Source organism: Nostoc favosum CHAB5714 (assembly GCF_020829495.1).
Lineage (GTDB): Bacteria > Cyanobacteriota > Cyanobacteriia > Cyanobacteriales > Nostocaceae > Nostoc > Nostoc favosum.
On sequence record NZ_JAIVFQ010000098.1, the window covers coordinates 1 to 23,972 of the forward strand.

General features: G+C 40.7%; 21 protein-coding genes and 3 pseudogenes. 17 read left to right on the forward strand and 7 right to left on the reverse strand.

Going from position 1 to position 23,972, the window contains the following annotated elements:
- Positions 1-88 (reverse strand): transposase-like zinc-binding domain-containing protein (locus LC586_RS41410; RefSeq protein ID WP_438822952.1); only part of this gene is annotated, 88 nt, incomplete at its 3' end.
- 11 nt (positions 89-99) lie between these two features.
- Positions 100-1,785 (reverse strand): PAS domain S-box protein, encoded by a 1,686-nt coding sequence (locus LC586_RS33040; protein WP_229489718.1) that lies wholly within the window; start codon positions 1,783-1,785, stop codon positions 100-102.
- Positions 1,786-2,056: 271 nt separating this feature from the next.
- Here LC586_RS33040 and LC586_RS33045 point away from each other — a divergent pair, with 271 nt between their 5' ends.
- From LC586_RS33045 to LC586_RS33120, 16 genes are all read left to right on the forward strand, one after another.
- Positions 2,057-2,428: a response regulator gene (locus LC586_RS33045; protein WP_229489694.1), complete on the forward strand. Its 372-nt coding sequence runs from the start codon at positions 2,057-2,059 to the stop codon at positions 2,426-2,428.
- 415 nt (positions 2,429-2,843) lie between these two features.
- Positions 2,844-3,413, forward strand: a complete 570-nt coding sequence (locus LC586_RS33050; protein WP_229489695.1) for a DUF3611 family protein — start codon at positions 2,844-2,846, stop codon at positions 3,411-3,413.
- 325 nt (positions 3,414-3,738) lie between these two features.
- Positions 3,739-4,389, forward strand: a complete 651-nt coding sequence (locus tag LC586_RS33055) for a hypothetical protein (RefSeq protein ID WP_229489696.1) — start codon at positions 3,739-3,741, stop codon at positions 4,387-4,389.
- Between the two features lie 112 nt (positions 4,390-4,501).
- Positions 4,502-5,305, forward strand: coding sequence for a hypothetical protein (locus tag LC586_RS33060; protein WP_229489698.1), 804 nt, complete (start codon positions 4,502-4,504; stop codon positions 5,303-5,305).
- 70 nt (positions 5,306-5,375) lie between these two features.
- Positions 5,376-6,173 carry a hypothetical protein gene (locus LC586_RS33065; protein ID WP_229489699.1) on the forward strand — a complete coding sequence of 266 codons (798 nt, stop codon included), beginning with the start codon at positions 5,376-5,378 and terminating at the stop codon, positions 6,171-6,173.
- 52 nt (positions 6,174-6,225) lie between these two features.
- A complete protein-coding gene (locus LC586_RS33070) occupies positions 6,226-8,682 on the forward strand; it encodes a glycoside hydrolase family 31 protein (RefSeq protein ID WP_229489701.1) in 2,457 nt (818 codons plus the stop codon).
- 13 nt (positions 8,683-8,695) lie between these two features.
- Positions 8,696-9,022: a hypothetical protein gene (locus LC586_RS33075; protein ID WP_229489703.1), complete on the forward strand. Its 327-nt coding sequence runs from the start codon at positions 8,696-8,698 to the stop codon at positions 9,020-9,022.
- Between the two features lie 865 nt (positions 9,023-9,887).
- Complete coding sequence (locus LC586_RS33080) at positions 9,888-10,205, forward strand: peptidoglycan-binding domain-containing protein (RefSeq protein ID WP_229489704.1); 318 nt, start codon at positions 9,888-9,890, stop codon at positions 10,203-10,205.
- A gap of 124 nt (positions 10,206-10,329) precedes the next feature.
- Entirely contained in the window at positions 10,330-11,748 is a 1,419-nt protein-coding gene (locus LC586_RS33085) for an Nramp family divalent metal transporter (protein ID WP_229489705.1), read from the forward strand.
- A 186-nt stretch (positions 11,749-11,934) separates the two neighbouring features.
- Entirely contained in the window at positions 11,935-12,786 is an 852-nt protein-coding gene (locus LC586_RS33090) for a DUF1206 domain-containing protein (RefSeq protein WP_229489706.1), read from the forward strand.
- A gap of 154 nt (positions 12,787-12,940) precedes the next feature.
- Positions 12,941-13,801 carry an HAD family hydrolase gene (locus tag LC586_RS33095; protein WP_229489707.1) on the forward strand — a complete coding sequence of 287 codons (861 nt, stop codon included), beginning with the start codon at positions 12,941-12,943 and terminating at the stop codon, positions 13,799-13,801.
- Positions 13,802-13,851: 50 nt separating this feature from the next.
- Positions 13,852-14,934, forward strand: coding sequence for a phosphate ABC transporter substrate-binding protein PstS (gene pstS, locus LC586_RS33100; protein WP_229489708.1), 1,083 nt, complete (start codon positions 13,852-13,854; stop codon positions 14,932-14,934).
- A gap of 166 nt (positions 14,935-15,100) precedes the next feature.
- Positions 15,101-15,424 carry an alpha-amylase family glycosyl hydrolase gene (locus LC586_RS33105; RefSeq protein WP_229489709.1) on the forward strand — a complete coding sequence of 108 codons (324 nt, stop codon included), beginning with the start codon at positions 15,101-15,103 and terminating at the stop codon, positions 15,422-15,424.
- Positions 15,342-15,992, forward strand: coding sequence for an alpha-amylase family glycosyl hydrolase (locus LC586_RS33110; protein WP_229489710.1), 651 nt, complete (start codon positions 15,342-15,344; stop codon positions 15,990-15,992). The genes LC586_RS33105 and LC586_RS33110 overlap by 83 nt, the downstream gene beginning before the upstream one ends.
- Before the next feature lie 106 nt (positions 15,993-16,098).
- Positions 16,099-17,076, forward strand: coding sequence for a TIGR03885 family FMN-dependent LLM class oxidoreductase (locus LC586_RS33115; RefSeq protein ID WP_309143417.1), 978 nt, complete (start codon positions 16,099-16,101; stop codon positions 17,074-17,076).
- 74 nt (positions 17,077-17,150) lie between these two features.
- The gene (locus LC586_RS33120) at positions 17,151-17,810 is read left to right on the forward strand and encodes a hypothetical protein (protein WP_229489713.1); all 660 of its coding nucleotides are present in this window, start codon (positions 17,151-17,153) and stop codon (positions 17,808-17,810) included.
- A gap of 164 nt (positions 17,811-17,974) precedes the next feature.
- Here the strand turns inward: LC586_RS33120 and LC586_RS33125 are convergent.
- The 3 genes and pseudogenes from LC586_RS33125 to LC586_RS33135 form a co-directional block, all read right to left on the reverse strand.
- Positions 17,975-18,448, reverse strand: a pseudogene (locus LC586_RS33125) (alpha/beta hydrolase family protein); the annotation flags it as partial.
- On the reverse strand, positions 18,421-18,960 hold the full coding sequence (locus tag LC586_RS33130; RefSeq protein ID WP_229489714.1) for an alpha/beta fold hydrolase: 540 nt from the start codon (positions 18,958-18,960) through the stop codon (positions 18,421-18,423). The gene LC586_RS33130 and the pseudogene LC586_RS33125, both read right to left, overlap by 28 nt.
- 365 nt (positions 18,961-19,325) lie before the next feature.
- Positions 19,326-20,510, reverse strand: a pseudogene (locus LC586_RS33135) (cation:proton antiporter); the annotation flags it as partial.
- A gap of 623 nt (positions 20,511-21,133) precedes the next feature.
- Between LC586_RS33135 and LC586_RS33140 the strand changes: the two are divergent.
- Entirely contained in the window at positions 21,134-21,841 is a 708-nt protein-coding gene (locus tag LC586_RS33140) for a hypothetical protein (RefSeq protein ID WP_229489716.1), read from the forward strand.
- Positions 21,842-21,947: 106 nt separating this feature from the next.
- Here the strand turns inward: LC586_RS33140 and LC586_RS33145 are convergent, their stop codons facing one another.
- Together LC586_RS33145 and LC586_RS33150 are read right to left on the reverse strand one after the other, a co-directional pair.
- Complete coding sequence (locus tag LC586_RS33145; protein WP_229489717.1) at positions 21,948-22,829, reverse strand: universal stress protein; 882 nt, start codon at positions 22,827-22,829, stop codon at positions 21,948-21,950.
- Between the two features lie 901 nt (positions 22,830-23,730).
- A pseudogene (locus LC586_RS33150) lies at positions 23,731-23,972 on the reverse strand (sodium:proton antiporter); the annotation flags it as partial.

Here is a 23,972-nt window from a genome sequence, read left to right on the forward strand (position 1 = left end):
GACCACATTTTACACAAATGTGATTTTGTTTACCTCTTCGTTTACCATTTTTTCTAATTTCAGTAGACTCACAGTATGGACAATACACAGTAGAAAACCTCAATTCATCCCTCTATTATGCAACGCCCTCCCCTGCTCCCCTATCTCTCTGCTTTCTTCTAAAATGGACAATTTGACTGTAAATGTCGCTCCTTGCCCTATTCCCTCGCTCTGGGCTTGGATTGTACCACCATGCAGTTCCACTATATGATGTGCGATCGCTAGTCCTAAACCTAGTCCTTTATTTGACCGAGTATGGGTACTATCTGCTTGGCGAAAGCGCTCAAATACGTGAGGTAGAAAATCAGCACTAATGCCCTGACCCGTATCACTCACTTCAATGAGTGCTGTTAGCGGTAGCGGGGCGTTTAGACCGTTTTGAGTTCTGTTAGCGGTAGCGGGACGTTTAGCCCGTTCCGAGCGGGACGAGTTTAACTCAGGACTGAATGACAATTGCACCTTAACTCGTCCGCCATTGGGTGTAAATTTGATGGCATTGGTGAGCAAATTTAACACAACTTGTTGCAAGCGATCTGAGTCACCCCAAATTTTTTCTATTGAAGTATCAAGTATGGATTCAAGTTGAATATCCTTAGCATCTGCCAGTGATTGTACAACTTCGATTGCTGCTGTAATTACTTCGACTAAATCAACTAAGTCAATGGAGAGTGAAAGTTCTCCTCTAACAATGCGCGAAATATCAAGTAAGTCTTCAATAAGTTGCATCTGCAAGTTTGCGTTGCGTTCAATTGTCTCCAGTGCGAGAGTTGCCTTAGCCTCATCTAGCGCACCCGTTTGTAACATCCCCGCCCAACCAATAATTGCAGTCATGGGGGTACGTAATTCGTGGGAAACTATTGCTAGAAAGTCGTCCTTGGAACGGTTTGCAGCTTCTGCCTCAGCCCGTGCGGCTTGTTCTCGTAGCAGCAGCTGCTCTTTTTCTTCCTCGGCTTGTTTGCGCTCAGTAATATCTTGCATAATTTTAGAGAAGCCGCGCAGATTTCCATTTTCATCTCGTAAAGGTGTGATTACACAATGCGCCCAGAAAAATTTACCATCCTTACGGAGATGCCAACGATTTTCTTTAGAAAAACCCTCAGTTACGGCTTTTATTAATACTTGTTGTGGTTGTCCGCGCTCAATTGCTTCTGGTGAAAAAATTCGCTCAAAAGGTTGACCAATAATTTCTGCTTCTTGATAGCCTAAAATACGTTCGGCTCCAATGTTCCAACTGGTAAAGTTACCGTTTGGATCTAACATAAAAATTGCGTAATTAGTTACTCCTTCTATTAGCAATCGATAACGTTCTTCGCTTTGGCGCAGACTGTCTTGAATTTGACGTAGACACTCGTAATTATCCTGTGCAGTTCGCGCGTTTTTCTGAGCTTGCGATCGCGCTTGGCGCAGTGCGGAGTTAAGTGAGCTGATCAACACTGCTACCAGCACAAACTGAACCAACCCTATTACACTGAACCCAGTAACAGCCAGAGAATAAAAAGGGGGCAAAAGGAAGTAGGCGCAGACTATAGCAGACAAAAAAGTTGCCAACAGTCCTGGGTTGAAACCACCATACCAGGAACTAACCATGACAGCAGCTAAAAACAGTGGGTAAATGGAATTCAGCCTGTGTAGCTGCCATAGAAGCAGTGTCAGCAGTAAAGCTAGGAAAACCGTTAAGAATGCAATGCTATAGCGTTGTAGTTGCGAGCGCGTAGCGTCTCCGTAGGAAAGACGGGGCGTTGGCATTAGCGAAGCGGTAGCGAGTCCTCGAGCGTCAGCCTCTCGTTGGCGCAGCCTCTCCGATAGGAGAAGAGAAGCCCATCGCGTCAATCTCCACATTTTCTATTACCTCTGGTTATGCCATAGGTTTATTAAACTTCTACCCTAGTTTTCCACTTTCAAGTTTTACCATAAAAAACTAATCTTAAGAGGATGGTAGCTCTAAACAATACCCCTCATTACATTGGAAGAATTAAAGCACTAAGGAATAATAATTTAAAACAGGAAGATAATAACAATGACCTCTAAGCAAATCTTAGTTATTGATGATGAAGATGACATCCGTCAATTGATTCAGACTTGTCTAGAAATAATGGGGGGCTGGAAGGTGTTGACTGCTACTTCTGGTAATCAAGGATTATTCTTAGCTCAGTCATCTCAACCCGATGCCATACTTTTGGACGTAATGATGCCTGATATGGATGGTTTGACAACTTTTCAAAAACTACAGGCTAATCAAACAACTAAACATATACCTGTGATTTTACTTACAGCAAGAGGACGTAATAATGACAAAAGCCTATTTAATAATCTAGGTGTCAGAGGCATAATCAGTAAACCATTTAATCCTCAGAAACTAGCTGTTCAAGTAGCAGCAGCCTTGAGCTAAAGTATATTACAAAATCTGGCGTTTACAGTTCAGTTATTCCTAAATTAAGTAATACTATAGCAGTCATAAATCATTTGTGAAATTTTAGGTGCCAAAGATAGGATTACTGTAGTATATCTAATTTAGGGTAGATTTGCTTGAAAAGAATGGTCTATCTATAGTTGTAATAGTCTATTTCTTAAGTAGGAATTTTCCACAAAATACATATTCTCCACTAGTTTTCCACTTTTAATCCCTAATTTAGAACTAACTAAATATTAGTTCTGAATTACAGATAAATTCTTCCCTAACAAAAAACTAATATTTAAATAAAAAAGTAGATACATTAATTGATGAGTTTTATTTTATATAAAAAGATGAAATAAAACTCCAATTTCCTAGCTCTACTTCAATCATCTACTTAGGGGGTATATATATGATAAATGATTTAGAATCACTTTCACATCCACCAAGCAAACAAAAATTCGCTGCTACATTGCGTTTAGTGAGTCGAATTAGTTTTTGGGTACAATTAGTGCTTGGTGGTATTTCTGGCATTGCTATATTGCTGGCGTGTTTTAGCCGTAACATTACTACTCAGACAAGCAATGCAGGAATAGGGTTTGGGATATTTTTGGCTATTGTTGGTATTTTATTGCTGTGCTTTCGAGTCTATTGGGCTTTGCGTTATCGAAAAATGGCTAAACTTTTACAAACACCAAATTCTCAAAACCATCCCAAGAAGGAAGACGTAATTCAAAATTTACGAATTGGATTAATTGTGAGTTTGATAGGATTATTAATAGCTTTTATTGCTTCTGAAGTAACGGTTTCAATCATTTTGGGTAAAGCAGTAGCACAACCTCAAGGTGTTGCAATTTATCAGCCAGAAAATGTAATTCGTTCGCTAGACATTTTTGTAATGTTAGCAAACGTCAACATGATTGGCGCTCACTTTTTTGGGGGAGTTACTTCTCTGGGTCTACTTTATTGGTTAGAAGAGTAATAGGCACAGTTTGATTTTGCCAGCTATTACTATAGAAGTACTAACCTATATCTAAAGGAGTATTTGCCACATCTATTACAATTCTACTCGACTTTTCCACTATTGAGATTTAACCTAAAAATACAGACAGTCTGTTTTCATTCTCCTCTTTTGGTTGAGCAGCTCAACTTTACCTAAACCTAAAGTACATAATCAAAATTTCTGATTGTTGCATTGCAAAAATAATAATTTAGATACTTACTAAAAGTATTTTCTCATTTTTCACTACGTGTCAATATTTGAGTTTTTAAATAAAAATCAAAGATGAAGTTATCAGGAGGTATTTATGTACAAGTTAAATCGTTCTTCTTCAAAACAAGTTGGATTAGTAGGAACAATTTGTGGAACTTTGCTAGTCGGGTTCTCTGCAATTACTCAATCAGCAGTAGCACAGCCGCGAATTTCCCAAATTAATCCTTGCCCTAGTATTTTCTACGAAGAACCACACCGTAATCGAGTCTTGGCTCCAGCAGGATGTCCGCCGAATGCTGCAACTTTAAGATTTGGAGGACAACAGCAAACTACTGGTTCCCAGAGTATTATGGTTCCTGCGTATCCTATGAATGGAAGACGCACAACTGTTATACAACCACCTGCTCCAGAAAGTCGGCAAAGTGCCATTGCAACTATCACACCAACAGCAGGTACAGTCGATGTGAAACTAAAAAATAACACTAACGCTGGTATCTCTTATCAAGCAATTGGTCATACCCAACCTCGATTTCTTGCAGGTGGACAAGAGTTTGTCCTACGAGACTTACCAACACCTATCAGTATTACTTTGGTACGTCAAGATGGTGGACTGCTAAAAGTTATGCCTATGTCTACCTCTGAAGGTGAAGGAACACTCGCAGTTTCGTTAGATGAAACAACCAATTTCGATAACAATCAAGGTGTATTGAGAATTCAAAAGGATGGTCAAGTCTTTTTGAATTAATATGGCTCACCGCATGAATTTTCAGAGCGTTAAAACGCTTATTACAACAAATCAAGAGTTTTGTGGTCATCATCTAAACTTGATATTAGTCAACCTAAATGGAGATTTTGAAATGATCAACTTTATTCAAACTAAGTGGAGTTCTAAAGGAGCTATTGCTCTAGCAATCTCCGCATTGCTGCTTGGAGCTTGTACGAACAACTTAGAGCGAGAGGCCGCAGTACCAGAAACCAATGTGACTACAGAAGAAGTCGCAGACAATACAAACCAACTAATTGGTAAAACTGTAACAATTAGAAGTACACCCGTCAGAAAATTGGGGCCGTCAACTTTCACAATTGCCGATAAGCAACTTTTTAATGCTCAACCAATTTTAGTTGTAAATGCTTCGGGTAAAACTTTCACTTTACCTACTGACCCAAATACACCAATTCAAGCGACAGGACCAGTTCGTAAGTTTGTGATTGCAGATATTAATCGAGATTACAATTTGGGCTTAGATCCAAACTTGTACAAAGAGTACGAAACCCAACCTGCAATTATCGCTCAATCAATTGCACTTGCTCCTAAACCAGGTGAACTTACCACAAACCCTAAACTATACTACGGTAAAAACTTGGCAGTGACAGGTGAAGTGGAAAACATCAGAAATGCCAATTCCTTCACCTTAGACGAAGACAAATTATTTGGTGGACAAGACTTGTTAGTGATACGCGCCGGTACCCCAAAGGTAACTGTCAATGAAGGTGAGAAAGTTGCAGTCACAGGTGTGTTGCGTCCCTTTGTTGTAGCTGAACTAGAACGAGAATATGACCTTAAATGGGATTTAACTTTACAAAAGCAGCTAGAAGCAGAATACAGCAATAAACCTGTGTTAGTTGCAACAGAGGTATATCCCTCAGCAATTCCGCAATAAGGTATTCTACAGCATTGTCTATCAGGAAAGCTTTCAATAAATAGCCTCAAGACAAATAAGAATAAGGGCAATGAATGACAATCCTCAAAGGGGAAATTTCTTACAGGCACTAGGTCAAACAGGGGTATTAGTTTTCCTGGTAGCGATCGCTATGGTAGTAAGAAGTTGTAGCTTTTTTGATGCAAAAGCAACTATTACTAGTACATCCGAAATTGCTGAGAACACCGACGAATTTATGGGTGACTCTGTGACGATTAAAAGCAGAGCAATTCAGAAAATTGGTTCAAGTTCATTCACAGTTAGCGATGCACGGTTCTTTCGCGGTGAACCTCTTGTAGTCGTCAATGCTTCAGGTGCGCCTTTTAATATACCACTTGACCAAAATATTAAAGTTCAAGTTACTGGTCAGGTTCGTAATTTAGTAATTCCTAAAATTGAGCAAGAGTTTAATCTCAACATACAGGACGAATATTACAAAGATTACATCAATAAACCTGCAATTATTGCTCGATACCTTGTACTAGCGCCTCAACCTGGCCAAATAACACAACGTCCCGAACAATATTATCGTCGTCAAGTTGCAGTTACGGGGAAAGTGGACAATATCCGCAGTCCGGTTTTACTAACGCTAGATGAAAACCAATGGCTTGGTGGGCAAGATTTGCTAGTTTTATTAAAAGCACCGCCCAAAGTAGCAATAAATCAGGGTCAGACAGTATCGATAACCGGTGAAGTTCGTCCTTTTGTTATTGCTGAAATTGAGCAAGACTATGACTTCACCTGGGATCTAAATGTAAAAAGAGAGTTAGAGGCTGAGTACGGCAACAGACCTATTTTAGTTGCTGAAACTATATATCATCCTTCTTAGAAATCTTAGTTTTTCATGGTCGTCTTAAATGCTGTACTTTCTGTGAGGTTTTATGGATATCCTCAACGAAGCATTTCTCAACCTGCGAACAATTAAACTTCGACGGTTTTTAGGGTCGCTGCTCTACCCACTGCAACGAGATTGGTTAGAACGTCAGTTTCGTAAGTCTCAAAGTTTAGAAGCTGTTGAGGAAACTGGAGAAATTCAGAGGGCTGAAGCAACTAACAGAGGCGGACAATTCCACTTCAAACACATTGAGTTGGAAATTTATTTTCTGAGCGCCGATTTAGTCCGAATTGAGTGGAAACCTGGGATATATCCCATTTCTTATGGCATCTCGCGTAAAGATTGGCCAGAGGTCGAGACGACGTTTCAAGAGATGGAAGAGGGCTGGACAATTTCTAGTCCACAGCTAAAGGTTATTGTTGGCGTTGATGGCAGTTTGAAATTTCAAAATCCTTTAGGGCAGACAATACGGGAAGAACTACCTCCCCAGCGACCAACAAAGCTATCACCCCAAACAAAAGATGAGACTTGGCTACATCAGGCGAAACTACGTCCAGAGGAACATATTTATGGTTTGGGAGAAAGGGCGGCTCCGTTAAACCTCCGCACATTCGGCGACAAAGGCGAAGCCAGAACCTACCGGATGTGGAACTATGATGCAGGTGGCATATATGGGCCGGGAACTGACCCATTATATCTTTGCATTCCACTCTATTTGGGTCTGCATGAAGAAGGTAGCTACTTAATTTTCTATGAAAACTCTTTTCCTGCTAGCTTTAGTTTCCAAGAGTTAGCTACAGCCGAGTTTGAAAGCGGGGCATTGCGCTATTACTTTACTGCTGGTACATTGCCTCAATTGTTGGAGCGATACACAGAATTAACAGGTCGCCCACCTCTACCACCCCGTTGGACATTTGGTTATCACCAGTCGCGTTGGGGGTATGACAAAGAAGCTGCACTGCGGGAAGTCGTAAAGGGGTTTGAGACACATGACATTCCAGTGAGTGCAATGCATCTAGATATAGATGTTTTGGATAATTTTCGTGCTTTTACCATTGACCCCGATCGCTTTCCCCATATTTCTGAGTTAGCTGAAGAATTGGTGGCGAAAGGAATACGGTTGATTACCATCATTAACCCTGGTATCAAAGCATCTCGAAAAAACAAACTTTTTGAGGAGGGACGCGCACAGGATGTATTTTGCAAACTCCCTAGCGGTAAACCTGCGAGCGCTCCGGTTTGGGCAGGTTTATGCGCTTTCCCTGACTTTACCAACCCCCAAGCCCGTCACTGGTGGAGCAGACAGTATGAATATCTGCTCGATCTAGGCATTACTGGATTTTGGCATGATATGAATGAACCAGGGGTTTTTGTACTTTGGGGCGACCCTTCACTACCGCCCCATTCAACTTGGCATTCTTTGGAAGGTAGAGGTGGTGACCACCGCGAAGCTCATAATTTTTATGGATTACTTCAAGCTCAGGCTGGATACGAAGCACTATCTGAGTACCAACCTCAACGACGACCTTTCATTGTTTCGCGCTCTGGTTGGGCAGGTTTGCAACGCTACGCCTGGACTTGGACGGGCGATATTGAAACTAGCTGGGAAGGATTACGCCAAACTATTCCCACAGTTTTAAACCTGGGATTATCAGGAATTCCCTACAGTGGTTCTGATATTGGTGGATTCAAGGGCAATCCCAGTACAGAATTATACTTACGCTGGTTTCAGATATCCTGCTTTATGGCATTTTGCCGCACCCATTCTGCCAACAACACCAAGCCCCGTACACCCTGGAGTTTTGGGGAACCAACCTTGAGTATTGTACGGCGTTTTTTGCAACTACGGTATCGTTTAATGCCCTACTTCTATACGTTAGCTTGGGAAGCGGCTCAAACGGGACATCCTTTAGTACGTCCTTTATTTTGGGCAGATACAGACAATCCTCAACTTTGGAGTATAGATGATGCCTTTTTATTGGGCGATGCTCTTTTAGTTTGTGCGATCGCCGAAGAAGGCGCAACCTCACGAGCGATCGCATTACCTAAAGGAAACTGGTATAACTTCTGGGATGATGCACTCTTAGAAGGAGGAAAGTCGGTCAACTTCAAAGTATCCCTTGAACAGATACCGCTATTAGTAAAGGCGGGTAGTATCTTACCAATGGAGGAAGATAATCAACTGATTCTCCATATTTACCCACCAGTATTCTTAACCAGTGAAGGTCAGGTTTACAGTGACGCGGGAGATGGCTATGGTGAATCGCGGTTGGATCGTTTTTATTTAACGCAAAATCAAGACTGTTTGGAAGTAACTTGGAAACAACAGGGAGATTATGCTTTTCCTTATGCGGGTGTTAAATTGCACCTCCACGGGTTTGAGCCGCAACAAGTCTGGGTGGACGGCAATGAAATTGTTAATCGGGGGCAATGCTTGGATGTAGAGCAGTTTGAGCAAGTTCGCTGGCAGGGAGTGTTCACTAATTTTGAACACCGTAGTTAACTTGAATGAGCCTATGTTAAATTCTTTTTCTTCCATTTACCGTCGTTTTTTTCGTCGCTGGTTGTATTTATTGCTGTCAGTTTTAGTAGCGGTTGGTATTGGTATGGGTTCACCCCAAAAAAGCCAAGCAATTTCATTGTTTGACCTCTTGATTCAAGGAATCCAAATATTTCAATTATCCAATATTTCCGATCGAGAAGAAGTCCAACTAGGTAAGGAGATTAATCAACAGTTAGTTAACAGTGATATTCAGCTTTATCGCAATCAAAATGTGAATCGCTATGTCAACCAAGTTGGTCAAAAATTGGCAGCAAATAGCACTCGCCCTGATATTCCTTAATGCCGGCTATGTTAGGTACTCCTGCTCTTTATAATTACACGCTGGAGCCTTACTTTTACGAACTGAACGATCCCAACTTCAGAACCTATGAAGAAAACCTAAGAAATGGGAGAAATCCAAACAGAGCAAAAATTTGATAAGAGGATGTTTGAAAAGTCCTCTTACCAGTATCAAAAGTTTTAGATCCCTTTAAACCCTCAAAAGGGGGACTTTGATTCTTGATTCCGGTTCCCCCCCCTTTTTAAGCTATGGTGTACACACAAGTCGAATTACCACCCTTAATCCCCCCTTATTAAGGGGGGAAACAAGAAATCTAGTTCCCTCCCCTTTATAAGGGGAGGGTTAGGGTGGGGTAAAACCTTGGTTAATCAGCTATTTCAGACTTGTGTGTACACCGTAGCCTTAAAAAGGGGAGCCAGCGCGGTCTTCTCCCAAGGGGAGACGCCAAGGGCGATGGGGTCTCCCCAAGTGGAGCGACTGGCGTGGGTTAGGAAGGATCTAAAAGTGCCTAAAGTCACAATGAAATAAGAGACAAACAAAGGGTGCATTATTATTACAAATATTTTAGCTTAATCCAATTATAAAAATAGTTTATTTTGTTTAATTTTGGAGAAATAGAAGTTCATGAATACTCGATTTATGCCCTCAATAATTTTACCATTTGGCTTGATTTCTGCATTGTTTTTGGGGATGTTACCCTTTAGTTTTGCACCTGCTAAGGCCTGACTTTTCACGGGAAGTCCTCAAACCGCGAAACAACGTGACTTTTTCCACAAGCTAATTCTCAATAGCTTTAAGTTAATGAAAATGACTCACGTAAAAATCATGGTCTGAGAAAAGCTCAAAAAGGTGTTTTCCAGATACCGTGAAAAGTCAGGCTAAGGCGCAGATAAATAATAATGCCTCAATTAGAGGTAGGCTTTCAAAATACTCTCCTTTGTATGCTCCCTTTCTTACGCCTGGATCTCGTGGACAGCCTGTGAGAGATGTGCAAGCTGTCCTGCAATGGCTAGGATTTTATAACGGAGCTATTGATGGTATTTATGGTCCTAGAACCGCTACAGCAGTAGCTACCTTTCAGCGATCGCACAGATTGGTTGGTGATGGTAGGGTAGGAGCGCTGACGTGGCAAGCATTACGTAGTGATATACCACCCGTGCGTCGTCGTCGTTCTAACAGATAGACGTAATTCGCTCAATTGCAGAAATCTACCTGCGATGGTTGCTCAATCCATCCAAAGGCAAATTGAGCAGTACTACTTTGAGATAAATTCATCAACGATATTGGTGCTAATGAGATAGCAAAAAATGAATAATAAAAGCGAGCGCAATTTATCAACAGATACTAGTAACAAACAGCAGCCACAAAACACTGTAAACATCCCAGATTCACCCCAAGGTTGGGATAACTTGAAATGGCTAGGCCCTAGTTTTTTGTGGATGCTTTCGGCTGCGGGTTCGGGTGAATTGCTATTTACGCCAAGAATTGCTGCACTCTACGGTTACACACTATTATGGGCGCTACTTGCTGCTGTGATTTTGAAATGGTTTATTAATGGTGAAGTTGGTCGCTTTTCAGTTTGTACCGGCGCAACCATCCTAGAAGGCTTTAACCAACTTCCCGGCCCCAAAAACTGGGCAATCTGGCTGATTTTGCTACCGCAGGTAGTGGTAGCAATTTCTACCGTTGCTGGACTTTCAGGAGCCGCCGCTACAGCGCTAATTTTGGTTGCTGGAGGAAGTGTACAACTATGGACAGTAATTATCATTGTTGTGACAGCTGCGATCGTACTTTTGGGGCAATACAACGTAGTGGAAAAGATTTCTTCTTATGTGGGGATTGCCCGTACTGTAGCAGTGGTAGCTGCTGCTATTTTCGTTTTCCCTAATGTTCGCCAACTAGCATCAGGTTTATTACCGCAAATTCCACAAGATGTACAGTATCAAGAAATACTACCTTGGCTGGGTTTTATGTTAGCAGGAGCAGCCGGATTAATGTGGTATTCCTACTGGGTAGAAGCCAGAGGATATGGTGCAGCTAGTGTTAAAGGGCAAGAGAGCATAGACCCCAAGCAACTCAACCGAGAAGAAAGAAAAAAGCTGCGCGGTTGGCTAAATCTCATGACCATATCCAACACCTTAGCAGTGGTTGGTGCGCTCTTGGCGGCATTGTCTTTTTTGATTCTAGGTGGCGAGTTACTGCGTCCACAAGGACTTGTGCCAAAAGAAAATCAAATAGCGGAAACTCTGGGTAGCTTGCTCGGCGACCTTTGGGGACCGTTTGGCTTTTGGTTTATGGTGGCGATCGTTTTTATTACCTTCTGTAGCACCGTACTTTCAGTAGAAGATGGTTTTGGGCGGATGTTTGCCGATGGTACACAGATTATTTTGCAAGGGTTTGGCGTGCAGGGACGCTGGACAAATGAAAAGTTTTTGCAGCGTTTCTATATTGTAGTGCTACTGGTAGCCTTACCCATCGCCGTTTACCTGTTCTTTGGTGAACCTGTCGGCTTATTACAAACCGCAGGTGGAATTGAAGCTGCTCACATCCCCATCGTCACTGGACTGACTCTTTACTTAAATCATCGAATGTTGCCCAAGGAACTGCAACCATCAAAAATAATTTTTGGTGGAACAGCGATCGCGGGAATATTTTTTGGTGTATTTGCAATTATTTATCTGTTGCAACTGCTTGGTATCATTGGCTCAAGCGGCGGTTCAGGTTAATAAATACAGCGTGGAGAGCAGTTTCATTTTTTTGAATTCTAAATAGTTACTATGCCGTATGACCAAAACAGACTCATGATCCAGAGTAAATAAATTTATTTATTTATGGAGATTATTAATTTTGTTAGCGCAGCGTTAGCGAGTCCGCGAGCGTCATTTTGAATTTTGAATTTGGAGCGAAGCGACGTGACACTACCCAATTCACCCCTAGAACCAATTAAGCAACCAGTTAAAGAAATAACTTCTCTCCCTTGGTTTGAGCGACTAGCACGATTAGGATACGCAGCAAAAGGCGTCGTTTACTTTATTGTTGGGTTATTAGCAGCCCAAGCAGCCATTGGTTCTGGTGGTCAAACCACGAATGCAACTGGTGCGTTAAAGGCAATTGTTGTCCAACCTTTTGGAAAATTTTTGCTAAGTATCGTTACCCTCGGAATTATTGGGTATGTACTTTGGCGTTTAGTTCAGACGTTTTTTGATCCTGAAAAAAGTGGAAAACCAATTAATGCTAAACGAATTGCCCAACGGATTGGTTATGCTATCAGTGCTTTCGCTTATACAGGTTTGGCTTTGACATCTGTAAAGCTGATTATGGGTTCAGTCGTTGGCGATAGCGATTCAACTGAGGATTGGACAATATATATCTTGGCTCAACCCCTTGGGCGATGGCTAGTAGCACTGGCAGGGATGATGGTAGTTAGTGTTGGTATTTTTTACTTTTATAAAGCGTATAAAGGCAAATTTCGTTACCATTTAAAACTTTCTCAAATGAGTCTAACTGAGCAAAATTGGGCAGTACGTATGGGTAGATTTGGCATTGCTGCCCGTGGCATTGTTTTTGGCATTATCGGCATTTTTTTGATGCTGGCGGCAATTCAATCTGATGGCACTCAGGCTAGAGGGTTGGGTGGCGCATTGGCAGTTCTGACACAACACCCCTTTGGTCTTTGGCTTCTGGCTGTAGTGGGTTTGGGTTTGATTGCTTATGGCATCTATTCAGGAATAGAGGCTCGCTATCGGCATATTGCTAATTTATAATTTTTAACGAAAGCGCTAATTTTTGCTGCATTTGTGAAGCTGGTTATTTTGCCATTAATTGCTCGACTTTCTAACTAATTATCCTGGCTATTTTAGGATTTTATCCAAAATTACTATACTTTTGCAAAAATCCCATAGTTGAGAACCTTTTGTTATGACTGTTTCGACCAAACCCCTTTCTAATCGCATCGCTATAGTTTTCGATTTTGATGATACTCTGGTTCCAGATACCGTTGATAGTTTGTTAGAAAGCTTAGGTATTGATGCTCTGGAGTTTCGCCAAGAAAAAATTCGACCCTTAATTGACAAAGGATGGGATAAAATACTAGCTCGATTTTATGCCCTTATTGAAGAATCAAAACGACAAGGTAACAAAATTACACAAGAATATATTGCCAAATTTGGTCAAGAATTAGCTCCCTTTGATGGCGTTAATAAAATGTTTGACCACTTGCAACAACGCGCCCACGAATTAAATCCAAAAGTAGAGGTAGAATTTTATTTAATAACTTGCGGAATGGTGGAAATTGCTCGTCATAACTGTATTGCTCCAAATTTTAAAGCAATGTGGGGTTGTGAATTTTCATACGGCGATCGCAACGGCATAGAGTTTTTAAAGAAGATTGTTACTCACACAGAGAAAACCCGCTATCTCTTCCAAATTGCTAAAGGTTTTGATGATTACCAAGATGATGGTAAAACATTTGTATACCGAGATTTACCACCAGAGGAATTGCACATTCCACTGGCACAGGTGATTTATGTTGGTGATGGTGAGTCAGATATTCCCTGCTTTTCTCTAATGAATCAAGAACAGGGTACAGCGATCGCATTATATAAAGACAGTACTCCAGAAGAATGGGGACGAGAGTTAAAAATGACTCAAAGTCAACGGGTTGCTAACCTCGCGCCTGTTGACTACAGCGAAAATTCTGAACTGATGCAATCTCTAACACTGGCGGTAGAAGGTCTTTGCAAACGGATTGCTTTGCAGGAATTGGGTGTAGGTGAGTAGAACTGCGAAAAACAACGCAGAGTTAGAAATCTATAAAATATGGAGCGATCATGTTACAAAAATTAGGTAACATCACATTTAATAACGCTAAGACTCCTCATTGGGTTCTTACAATAACTGGAGTAGTACTGACTACAGGTTTACTCTCTTGCCAATCACAGACCCCAGGCAACCAAGTCTCTCTTATTGGTGCTGGAGCATCCTTTCCTGCTCCTTTGTATCAAACTTGGTTCGATGTTTACAATCAACAAAATCCAAATGTCAAAATTGACTATCAATCAATAGGTAGTGGTGCTGGTGTTAACCAGTATTTAAGAAGAACTGTAGACTTTGGAGCTACCGATGCGCCTCTAACAGAAGAAGAACGTCAACAGTTTCGAGCAAAATACAATACTGAACCGATTCAAGTACCGTTAACGGGTGGTGCTGTTGTCTTTGCATACAATTTAGGAGGAGATGTCAACAATTTAAGGCTTTCACGCCAAGCCTACTGTGGCATTGTTCAGGGTGATATCAAAACTTGGGACAATCCGCTAATTGCTAAACAAAACCCTAACGTTAACCTATCAAATACTCCCATCAGGTTTGTTCATCGTTCTGATGGTAGTGGTACTACCTTCCTCTTTACCAATCACATTAGTGAGGTGTGTCCCAACTGGAAAGCAGGTGTTGGTAAGTCAATCAACTGGCCTGTAGGTATCGGCGCTAAAGGTAATGAAGGGATAACAGCGCAAGTTCAACAAACTCAAGGAGCCATCGGCTATGTTGAGTATGTCTATGCCAAGCAAAGTAATTTGAATATGGCAACTCTAGAAAATAAAGCTGGCCAATTTGTAGACCCATCACCAGAGTCTGCCGCTAGAGCCTTGCAAGGACAAACAATTCCACAAAACTTTGCTCTGGAAATTCCAGACCCTCCAGAACAGCAAGCCTATCCAATTGTAGGTTTAACCTGGCTTTTGTTGTATAACCAATACGATAATCCTGCCCAAGCAACGACTCTCAAAAACTTTGTTGACTGGGCGCTGACTCAGGGCGACAAATACGCTTTACAACTTGGATATATACCTATATCGGATGAACTTGCCCAAAGAGTGCAATCAACAGTTAGTGAAAAAGTAGCGGCTCGTTAATGTAATATTAATCACTTTTGTGAGTTGTTGCGATCGCAACTATGCCAGCTTTGTTGAGTCAGATTTGCTGATAGTTGTACAGCATCCCTGACTTAATTCCAGACAGGCTGAGAATGCCTTACTCAGCGCTATCGTTTAGATTTTCAGTAATTAAAAAGATAGGAAAATGCAGAAACTTTGGTACAAAAATGCAATTTTTTACTCCTTGGATGTCGAGACATTCATGGATTCAGATGGCGACGGTGTTGGCGATTTCCAAGGACTAACTAAGTGTCTGGATCATCTTTCTGGACTGGGAATTACTTGTTTATGGCTGTTACCATTTTATCCTTCGCCCAATCGAGATAACGGCTACGATGTCATGGACTACTACAACGTTGACCCACGATTGGGGACACTGGGAGATTTTGTCGAGTTCATGCATCAAGCTAGCGATCGCGGTTTTCGGCAAAGGCGTTCGTCGTCGTTTACCACCAATGTTAAAAGGTGACAAACGTCGGATTAAACTCACATACAGTCTGCTATTCAGCTTACCTGGGACACCTCTGCTACGCTATGGCGAAGAAATTGGCATGGGTGAAGACCTTTCACTTGAGGGGAGAAATAGCGTCCGCACAGTCATGCAATGGTCAGATGCAACCAATGGTGGCTTTTCCACCGCTTCGTCAGATGTCCTTACCCGACCTGTGATTAAAGAAGGAGAGTATGGTTATAAACGGGTGAATGTGGCAGAGCAACAACGCGACCCCAACTCCTTAATCAATTGGATGGAACATATAATCCGTATTCGCAAACAGTGTCCAGAGTTTGGTTCGGGTAAGTGGCAAATTCTAGAAACTGATCAACCATGTGTGTTTGCTCACTGCTGCGAGTGGGAAGGTTCATCTGCCATCGCTTTACATAATCTAGGAGATCGCTCATGTACAGTCACGCTAAAATTTGATGAGTATAACCATCTAATTGATATATTTGGCGATTCCCAATACGAACCTCTCGACATCAATTTGCCTTCCATTCCAATAGAAGCATACGGCTATCGCTGGTTTCGCGTTAAGTAATTCAACAGCTTATACCAATTCTCCAAAATCAAGCAACAGACCCAACCTCGAAAAACCAGACTGAATCTGATTTTCTTAATTACGAATTACGAATTACGAATTACGAATTGGTATTATCCTTATGGCAAACATCGGATATCACGCTTCTCATGAGCAATTTAAACCGAGCGAACTGCTAAAATACGCGCAAATGGCAGAACAGGCAGGTTTTACTCATGCTCTCTCTTCTGACCATTTTCACCCTTGGAGTGAAAACCAAGGGCAAAGTGGTTTCGCTTGGTCTTGGTTGGGTGCAGCAATGCAAGCAACTCCAACACTTTCCTATCGGGTTGTCTGCGCTCCCGGACAACGGTATCATCCGGCGATAATTGCCCAAGCTGCGGCAACTTTAGCAGAAATGTTTCCCCAACGCTTTTGGCTGACTGTCGGTAGCGGTCAAGCACTTAACGAATATATTACTGGAGAACACTGGCCCGTAAAAAGCGATCGCAATACTCGTCTTAAAGAATGTGTCGATGTTATCCGTGCGCTTTGGGCAGGGGAAACTGTCACCCATCACGGTCTAATCTGTGTTGAAGAAGCAAAGCTTTATACACGTCCCCAAATACTACCTTTAATTATTGGCGCTGCTGTTACCGTTGAAACCGCAGAATGGTTGGGCAGTTGGGCAGACGGATTGATTACAACTTCGCGTTCTCCAGAGAAGTTAAAAAAGGTTGTAGATGCTTTCCGTAGAGGCGGAGGGGAAGGCAAGCCAATGATATTGAAAGTGCAGCTTTCCTATGAGCGTGACGAGCAAACAGCACTCCAAAAAGCTCATCAGCAATGGCGCAATAATATCTTTAAGAATATCGTGATGACAGAACTGCGATCGCCCCAACAGTTTGATGCGGTTGGCGAGTTTGTGCAGCCGAAAGAGTTATATGAACACGTCCGCATTTCCGCAGATCCTCAACAACACATCGAGTGGTTAAAAAAAGATATTGAATTGGGGTTTGATGAACTGATTTTGCACAACGTTAACCGGGAACAGCAGCAATTTATCGAAGTGTTTGGTGAGAAAGTTATTCCGGCTTTGGTATAGTAAAAAGCATGATCACTGCAATATGTGCGATCATCTTAGCCATCATACATTTGTTTTCAGGTAAACTACAATTTATGAGAGCTAAACCGCGTAGTCGTTGGCTCTCATTTGGCAGTGGGGTATCTGTCGCTTATGTGTTCGTTCACATTTTGCCAGAACTGAGTAAAGCCCAAATAACACTCCAAAGTAGTTTGAATATTGGACTTGCTTTTTTAGAGCATCACGTTTATTTGGTGGCACTTTTAGGTTTAGCAGTATTTTATGGCTTAGAACGATTTGCAAACAAGTCGCGTCAACGCAATCAAAAAGCAGGGAAGGGAGATGTTACTGCTTTAGACGTTTTTTGGATACATATTGCTTCTTTTGCTGTTTATAACGCCTTAATTGGCTACTTGTTAGTACACCGAGAAGAATCAAGTATCAAGAGTTTATTGTTCTATTCTTTTGCGATGGCACTGCATTTTGTAGTCAACGATAATGGTTTGCGCGAAAACCACAAACAAATATATGATCGGATTGGGCGGTGGTTGTTAGTAGCTGCAATCATTGTTGGTTGGGTAATTGGCATTGGCACGGTAATTCATCAGGCGGCTGTTGCGGTTCTCTTCGCCTTTTTATCGGGAGGTATTGTACTCAATGTCCTTAAGGAAGAACTACCAGAAGAGCGAGAAAGCCGCTTTTGGGCGTTTGCATTAGGTACGTTCGGTTATGCAATTCTTTTATTAGCTCTTTAATTATTCAATGTCCCGTCTCCCAACCATATTAGTTAAAAAACTTAGTAACATCATTGCGAGTTGCTATATTCATAATTATTGCTAATTACTAACCCTTGCTTTCAAAATTAATAATATTTAGTGTTTAGTTCATCACTCTACAGGTTTATCTAGCTTCAAAATCCTTACTTTAACGCTTCTTGTAGTTGTTCAGATGTCAAAGATTTTATTAAACTTAACGGTAGTGGTTGCTGACTAATTGTATTAACGTAATCTGGACTCAAGTAGGGAAGGTAACTTGACTGTTGGGCAACATACGTTTCAAAAAATGGAACGCTCAAAGCTTTAACATAACGACGTGCCAAGGCTGGACTTAAACCGATTACCTGTGTAGGAACAGGTATGGTAGCATTTGGTGATTCTGCAATAGTAGAAAAGTGTGTACCGCCATTGATAAGTGCTAAATATTTATTTTGAGTTGTTAGCCAAGTAAAAGGCTCAATTTGCTCTGTTAAAGCTGGAGTAACAGTATCAGAACTCCCAGATACAATCATTACCGGAATTTTGATTTGGCTAAGACTAGCTTTTCCAAAAATACTGCTAACCACTGGATCAATAGCAATTGCTGCTTTTATCCTGGGGTCAGATAAGTTGTATTTAGCATTTGAGTTATTGTCTGAGAATTAGGAAAAATATTATTTAAATGTTTAGCTTCTGCTTCTGAAGGCAAAAGTCGGTCATCTCTACTAGCAATTAGTAAGACAGGTTGAGTAATTTGAGATAATTTATTTTCATCAATATCAAATTTCCTCATTAAAGATAGCCGTTGATTAGTAGTTTCTTTTGGTGCACAACTGGTCGATTTTGAAAGACCTTGGCTTGCAGGAGGTGAAATTTGACTTAAATTAGCTAAAAATGGCAAAGATAAAAACGAAGAAATTTTATAAAAGAATTGAGGTATGTAAGGAAACAAAAGTGAATCTAAATTTAGACAAGGTACTCGATGAAATGAAGAAGCAGAATTAATTAAAATAATTTTGGTAAATAGTTGAGGAAATTTTTCTAATATTTTGAGCGCCAAACAACCACCGAATGATTCCCCACAATGATAAACAGGTGAACGCGGTACTTTTTCTAATTCTATCTTGGTTAAAGATACTACTTTTATCATTTGATCCCAACTTGTTAGCTGATCAGGAGGAATTACAAAGGAACGTACATTAAAAGCAGCTTCTAAGTTTCTGTTTGAATATACATTAATTCCTTTACAGTTTCATCCATTCCAGGTAGAAATACTAAAAGTGGATAATTAGGGTTAGAAAACTGGGTAGTTAAAAATAAGGCTGACTACAAATTTTAGATGGCATAATTAAACTAATATTGATAATGGAAGCTATAGCTGTGGAAAGTAATCAACTAATGTAAATACGACTAAACTAACTCTGAATTAATCCTACTTATTTTTCTAATTTCTTGCGTATTAATATCATTATCATCTGCGTGCAAACACTCCTGCTCAGTTTGACTAGTTAAACGTAAATTGAGTAAATCGGCAACCCACCCAGCCGTCAATCCCTGGAGCAAAACTGTCATCATTATTGTTAAAAATACCAAGGCTTTAATTGAATCACCGCCATTAATACCCTGTTTTGTAAGTGAAACTGCAAATAATGAAGCTAAAGAAGCAGCTACAATTCCGCGGGGAGCAACCCAAGATAAAAATAACTGCTGTTGCCAGTTAAAATCTTCATTCCAGGTAGATATTAAAATATTAATAGGACGCACTATTAGCATCAGCACTAGAACTGTCAGAACACTACCCCAACCTAGAGCGAAAACACTGGCAATTGATAAGTCTGCTGCTAACAGAATGAACAAAACCGAATTAGCTAAAATGCTCAACTGTTCATTAAATCGACGCAATAAAGGCTCCGAAGGCAGGTTATTAGCTCTTAAAACTATCCCCATAACTACAGCAACCACTAGACCAGACTCACCACGTAGCACCTGTGCCAAACTAAATAAACCCCAGACACTAGCTAAAACAACTAGATTTTTTAACTCTTGGGACAAGAATTGATCCTGTTTGAGAAGTTGGGATAGCAACCAGCCTCCGCCTACACCAATAATTATGCCTAGACCCAAACGCAAAACTAGACCCTTAATTAAAATGAAAGGTTCTACATTTCCACTCAACACAAAATGAAGCACGATCACAGCCAGAATTGCACCAATTGGATCGATAAAAACCCCCTCGCCTTCTAAAAGTGTTGAGACTTGTTTTTCTACACCAATTTGTTTGAGGAGCGGATTAATAACTGTTGGGCCTGTCACAACTACTAAAGAAGCATAAAGAAAAGCAATTGACCAAGGAAATTCACTTAGCCAGTGTGCAGCTATTGCAGCACCAGTTAAGGTAATTATTACTCCTGAAGTGACAAGATTGCGAAGGCTAGTAGAAACTTCTTTTAACTCTCCTAACTGTAGATTTAAACCACCCTCGAATAAAATCACCGCTACTAACAGCGAAACCAGAACTTCTAAACCAACACCCAATAATGATGGATCTAAAAAATCAAAACCATCTCGCCCCAGAAGAATCCCGAACAGAAGTAGCAAGACGATACTAGGAATGTGAAAATAACCAGCTAAAACTTGAGCAGCAATACCAGCTACAACCGTTACACTTATCAAAATAGTAATAGGCAAAGATTCTTCCATAAAAAATTTAAGTCGTGCTGTACAACCTCCTATAATTAAAATCAAAAACTATCAGCAAGTAGGGGAACTTGCCGATGTCAAAAAAGAATTGTCGAGGGAACGACAACGCGTAGACGCAAAGCGGCTTGCCGTCAGGCATCGCCCACCTTGAGATTCCGCACATGGGAACCAATGTCTTCAACAATACCAACATTTTCATGGTACGTTATCTAATCGAATATCTCCGATTCCGTGAAAAACAGCCGCTTTCATAGTGAGTACTCCTAATTCATCAGGTTTACATTTCAGACAAAAATGAGTAGCTTGTGTTTTGAACTACCACAAAATACGAGAAAATATTTATGCAATAGAGCAAAAAATCTAGTATCCAAATTTTTTTGACGGATAGCTTCAACAGACAATTAAACTTATATTTGGCTACATGACATACGCACTTAGAAAGTATGGTATCAATATTGCTAGGGTTTCTTATCGTCCTCTAGAAGGAGATAAATTGTGGATAGCAATGTCAAGCAAAGAAACTGGAAGCAATAGCAAACTTTTTAACAGATGATGGTTAATAGCGATCGCTACTAATCCATGCTGCTAGTTACCTAAATCGACACGATTGCTCTTTTTCAGTGGTGCAGTTGTATACACAGCGGCAAACTGGTTGCTGTCTCATCAAGGTGCGAAACATCGCAAGCGTTCATGTGAGCAACAGCCATCCGAAGAAGAAAACAGTGGGAGTGCTTGCAGCTTGGTATACCCTCGTCATGGGCGGTATTTTGGAGCTATCTAGTTTGGGGGTTTATAGTGTGGTTGCCCATGCTTATCGTGAAACCATAGACCAGGGATTGCAATCAGTCGCAAACGCACTCCATAAAAGTATTGAACCAGCTTGGCAACAACCTGGAGAATTACAACGCCTTGCTAAAGAATTTTCTTTAGAATTATGTGTGGCTCAGACAAATTGTTTGCTTAAAACAACATCCATTAAAAAATCAATCACAGAGGCGGCGAATCCAGTTAATTACTATATACGCTTATTGGATCGCTCAGGAAAAATTTTTGCTAGTGGAGGCATGGAATTTGACAATTTCCCGATTACCTCAGCATTAGAGCATTGGCAAATATTAACAGATTATTCTGGCACTCGATACCGCGAAATCACTTTACCTTTGTATACTCAAAATCAGGTTTCGGGTTATCTACAAGTAGCGCATAGTATCACTGATTTAGACCAACATCTTGCTTATTTAAGATTAGCTTTGGTGTTAGGATTGCCAATTTCCATGATTTTCGTTGGTTTGTCTAGGGCTACTGACACATTACAGTCGTCATTAATGTAACACAAATTAAAAAACTAAAAAGTCAGATAAAACAAGAGGATCAACATTTTTGGAAGATTCAATCAAATCTCTACGTCCACCGCCTCTATAAATCTGTAGCACAGGTTTAGCCACGTTCGTTTGGAAAAAAGAGTATGGGATACCAGCTAAAACGCAATAATTCAGCTGCAAAACTGGAAACCAACCATTCTTGGAGTTTACCTATCGTTCCTGAAGACACTGCGATCGCGCTAATATCACCCATTGCAGCCGCCTCTAAAACCTCGGTAACAGAGTATCCTTCCCGAACTTCTATCTCCACTTGTAAATTTTCCACCTCCAAATCAGCTTTAATCTGAGATAGAGCTTGTTCAGCCTGCTGTGGTAAGATTTTTCTTGGTATTTCTCTACGACCAGTATCTTCTAAAACCCAGCAAAGCTTGCATTGTTGCAGATATCTACCAGATTGTTGTTGAGCCAATTGCTTTACTTTTTGCACCAAATAATCCGCCGCTTGAGTACCGTTGTAGGGAAGTAGCAAAGAACGGAAAAGGTGCTGACAACGGAGTATTAATTCCTCAGAAGTATAAGCATAGATCAACTGAGGACGCAGTACCAGTAGGGGAATAGGTGTTCGACGAGATAAGTTAGACATTGTACTACCCACCAATTTTTCCGTGAGTAAGCTGTGACTTTGAGAACCCAGGATAATTAATTGAGACCTATAGGTTTGGGCAACTTTAAGGATGATATCAACAGGCTTTCCCGATTGAACTTCTATTTTTACTTCTACATCAGTGGGGCTTTCACCAATAGCTTCTGCGAACCGAGTTTGAGCTTGTTCTATTTTTTCACTATCAACTTGTGGAATAATGCCTCTTTCCGATAATGGAACAGCGTGCAGAAAAACTATTTGCTTCATCCCCGCAAGCGCAAGGCTGGAAATAAAATGTCTTAGACGATGTAAACCGTCGGAAAAGTCTGTGCAAATCAAAACTCGTTGAAACATATATAACTAATAAAAAATATTTAGAAATCTTCTAATTTAATCCCAAAGCTTATAACTATGTTTGCTTGAATAGTTATAGCACATTTCATTTTGGTTATTTTGTTGATGAATCTGCTTTTTTTAGCAGAGTATCCTTTGCGGTACATCATCACTTTTTAGTTATATTTGAGATGTATAAATAAATTAGTATAGATTCTTACCAAGAAAGTGTTTACTTTGCCAGAAGGTAAAAAATCAGAGTGATTTTTAAGGCTATCAACGGCAAAACATGTTTTAAGATTTTAATTTCTCAGACAATCTCATTCTCAAACATTAAAGCGATAACTGTAGACACAGTTAACTGCTTGCTGTTCTCGACTGACTTTACTAGACTTAGGAATTACTGTAGCCCCTGGGGGAATTAATGGTTATACCAAATGTAACTTGAAATTACTTTATTTATGCTGTACCAAATTAGTTGGGCGCTTGGTTGTGTAGACGCATTCGCGAGTGCGTCTGTCTGCGACACGCTGCGCGAACCAAGAGTTGCGGCTTGTTGCTAGACATCGCTCGTTTAAATGGTTACTTGGAACATCGACATGAAGAAAGGGAAAGGGGGAAAGGGGAAAGGGAACCAGTAACTTAAAAGCAGGGGTTTCAAATATGGAGACTGCTAAGTTATCACACTACGTGTCTTAAAAATCTTCTTTTTTTGTTCTCCATATTTAAAAACAGGGGCTTTATACCTTGTGGGGAAAAGTTCTAAATTCTGTGCCCTTTCCCCCTTTCCCCTTCCCCTTTTCCCCTTCTTGGTAATACTCCAATTGGCATCTAAGTACTATGGCGAAGCTGGTTAAAATTGCATGGCCTCTGTGTTCGCGTAGTGCAAGAGGTCTAGCCTATTATCGATAAAAATTCAATTTTATTGAGATTGATTATTCTGCAAAACATTCTCAAGCATAGATGCTAATTCTTTATTTAACCGACCAGATTTGACAAATTCTGCATAAGTATCTGCCTCAATTGCCAGCAGTTCGCCTCGGAACTGTTCTGTTGTAAAACTCTGAAGATTAGGATATTCACCCTGTAATTTGTCAATTTCCGCCCGTAAATCTGCAAGTTCGCCTTTGATTAGTGTCTCTTGATAACGGCGAAACTCTGGGT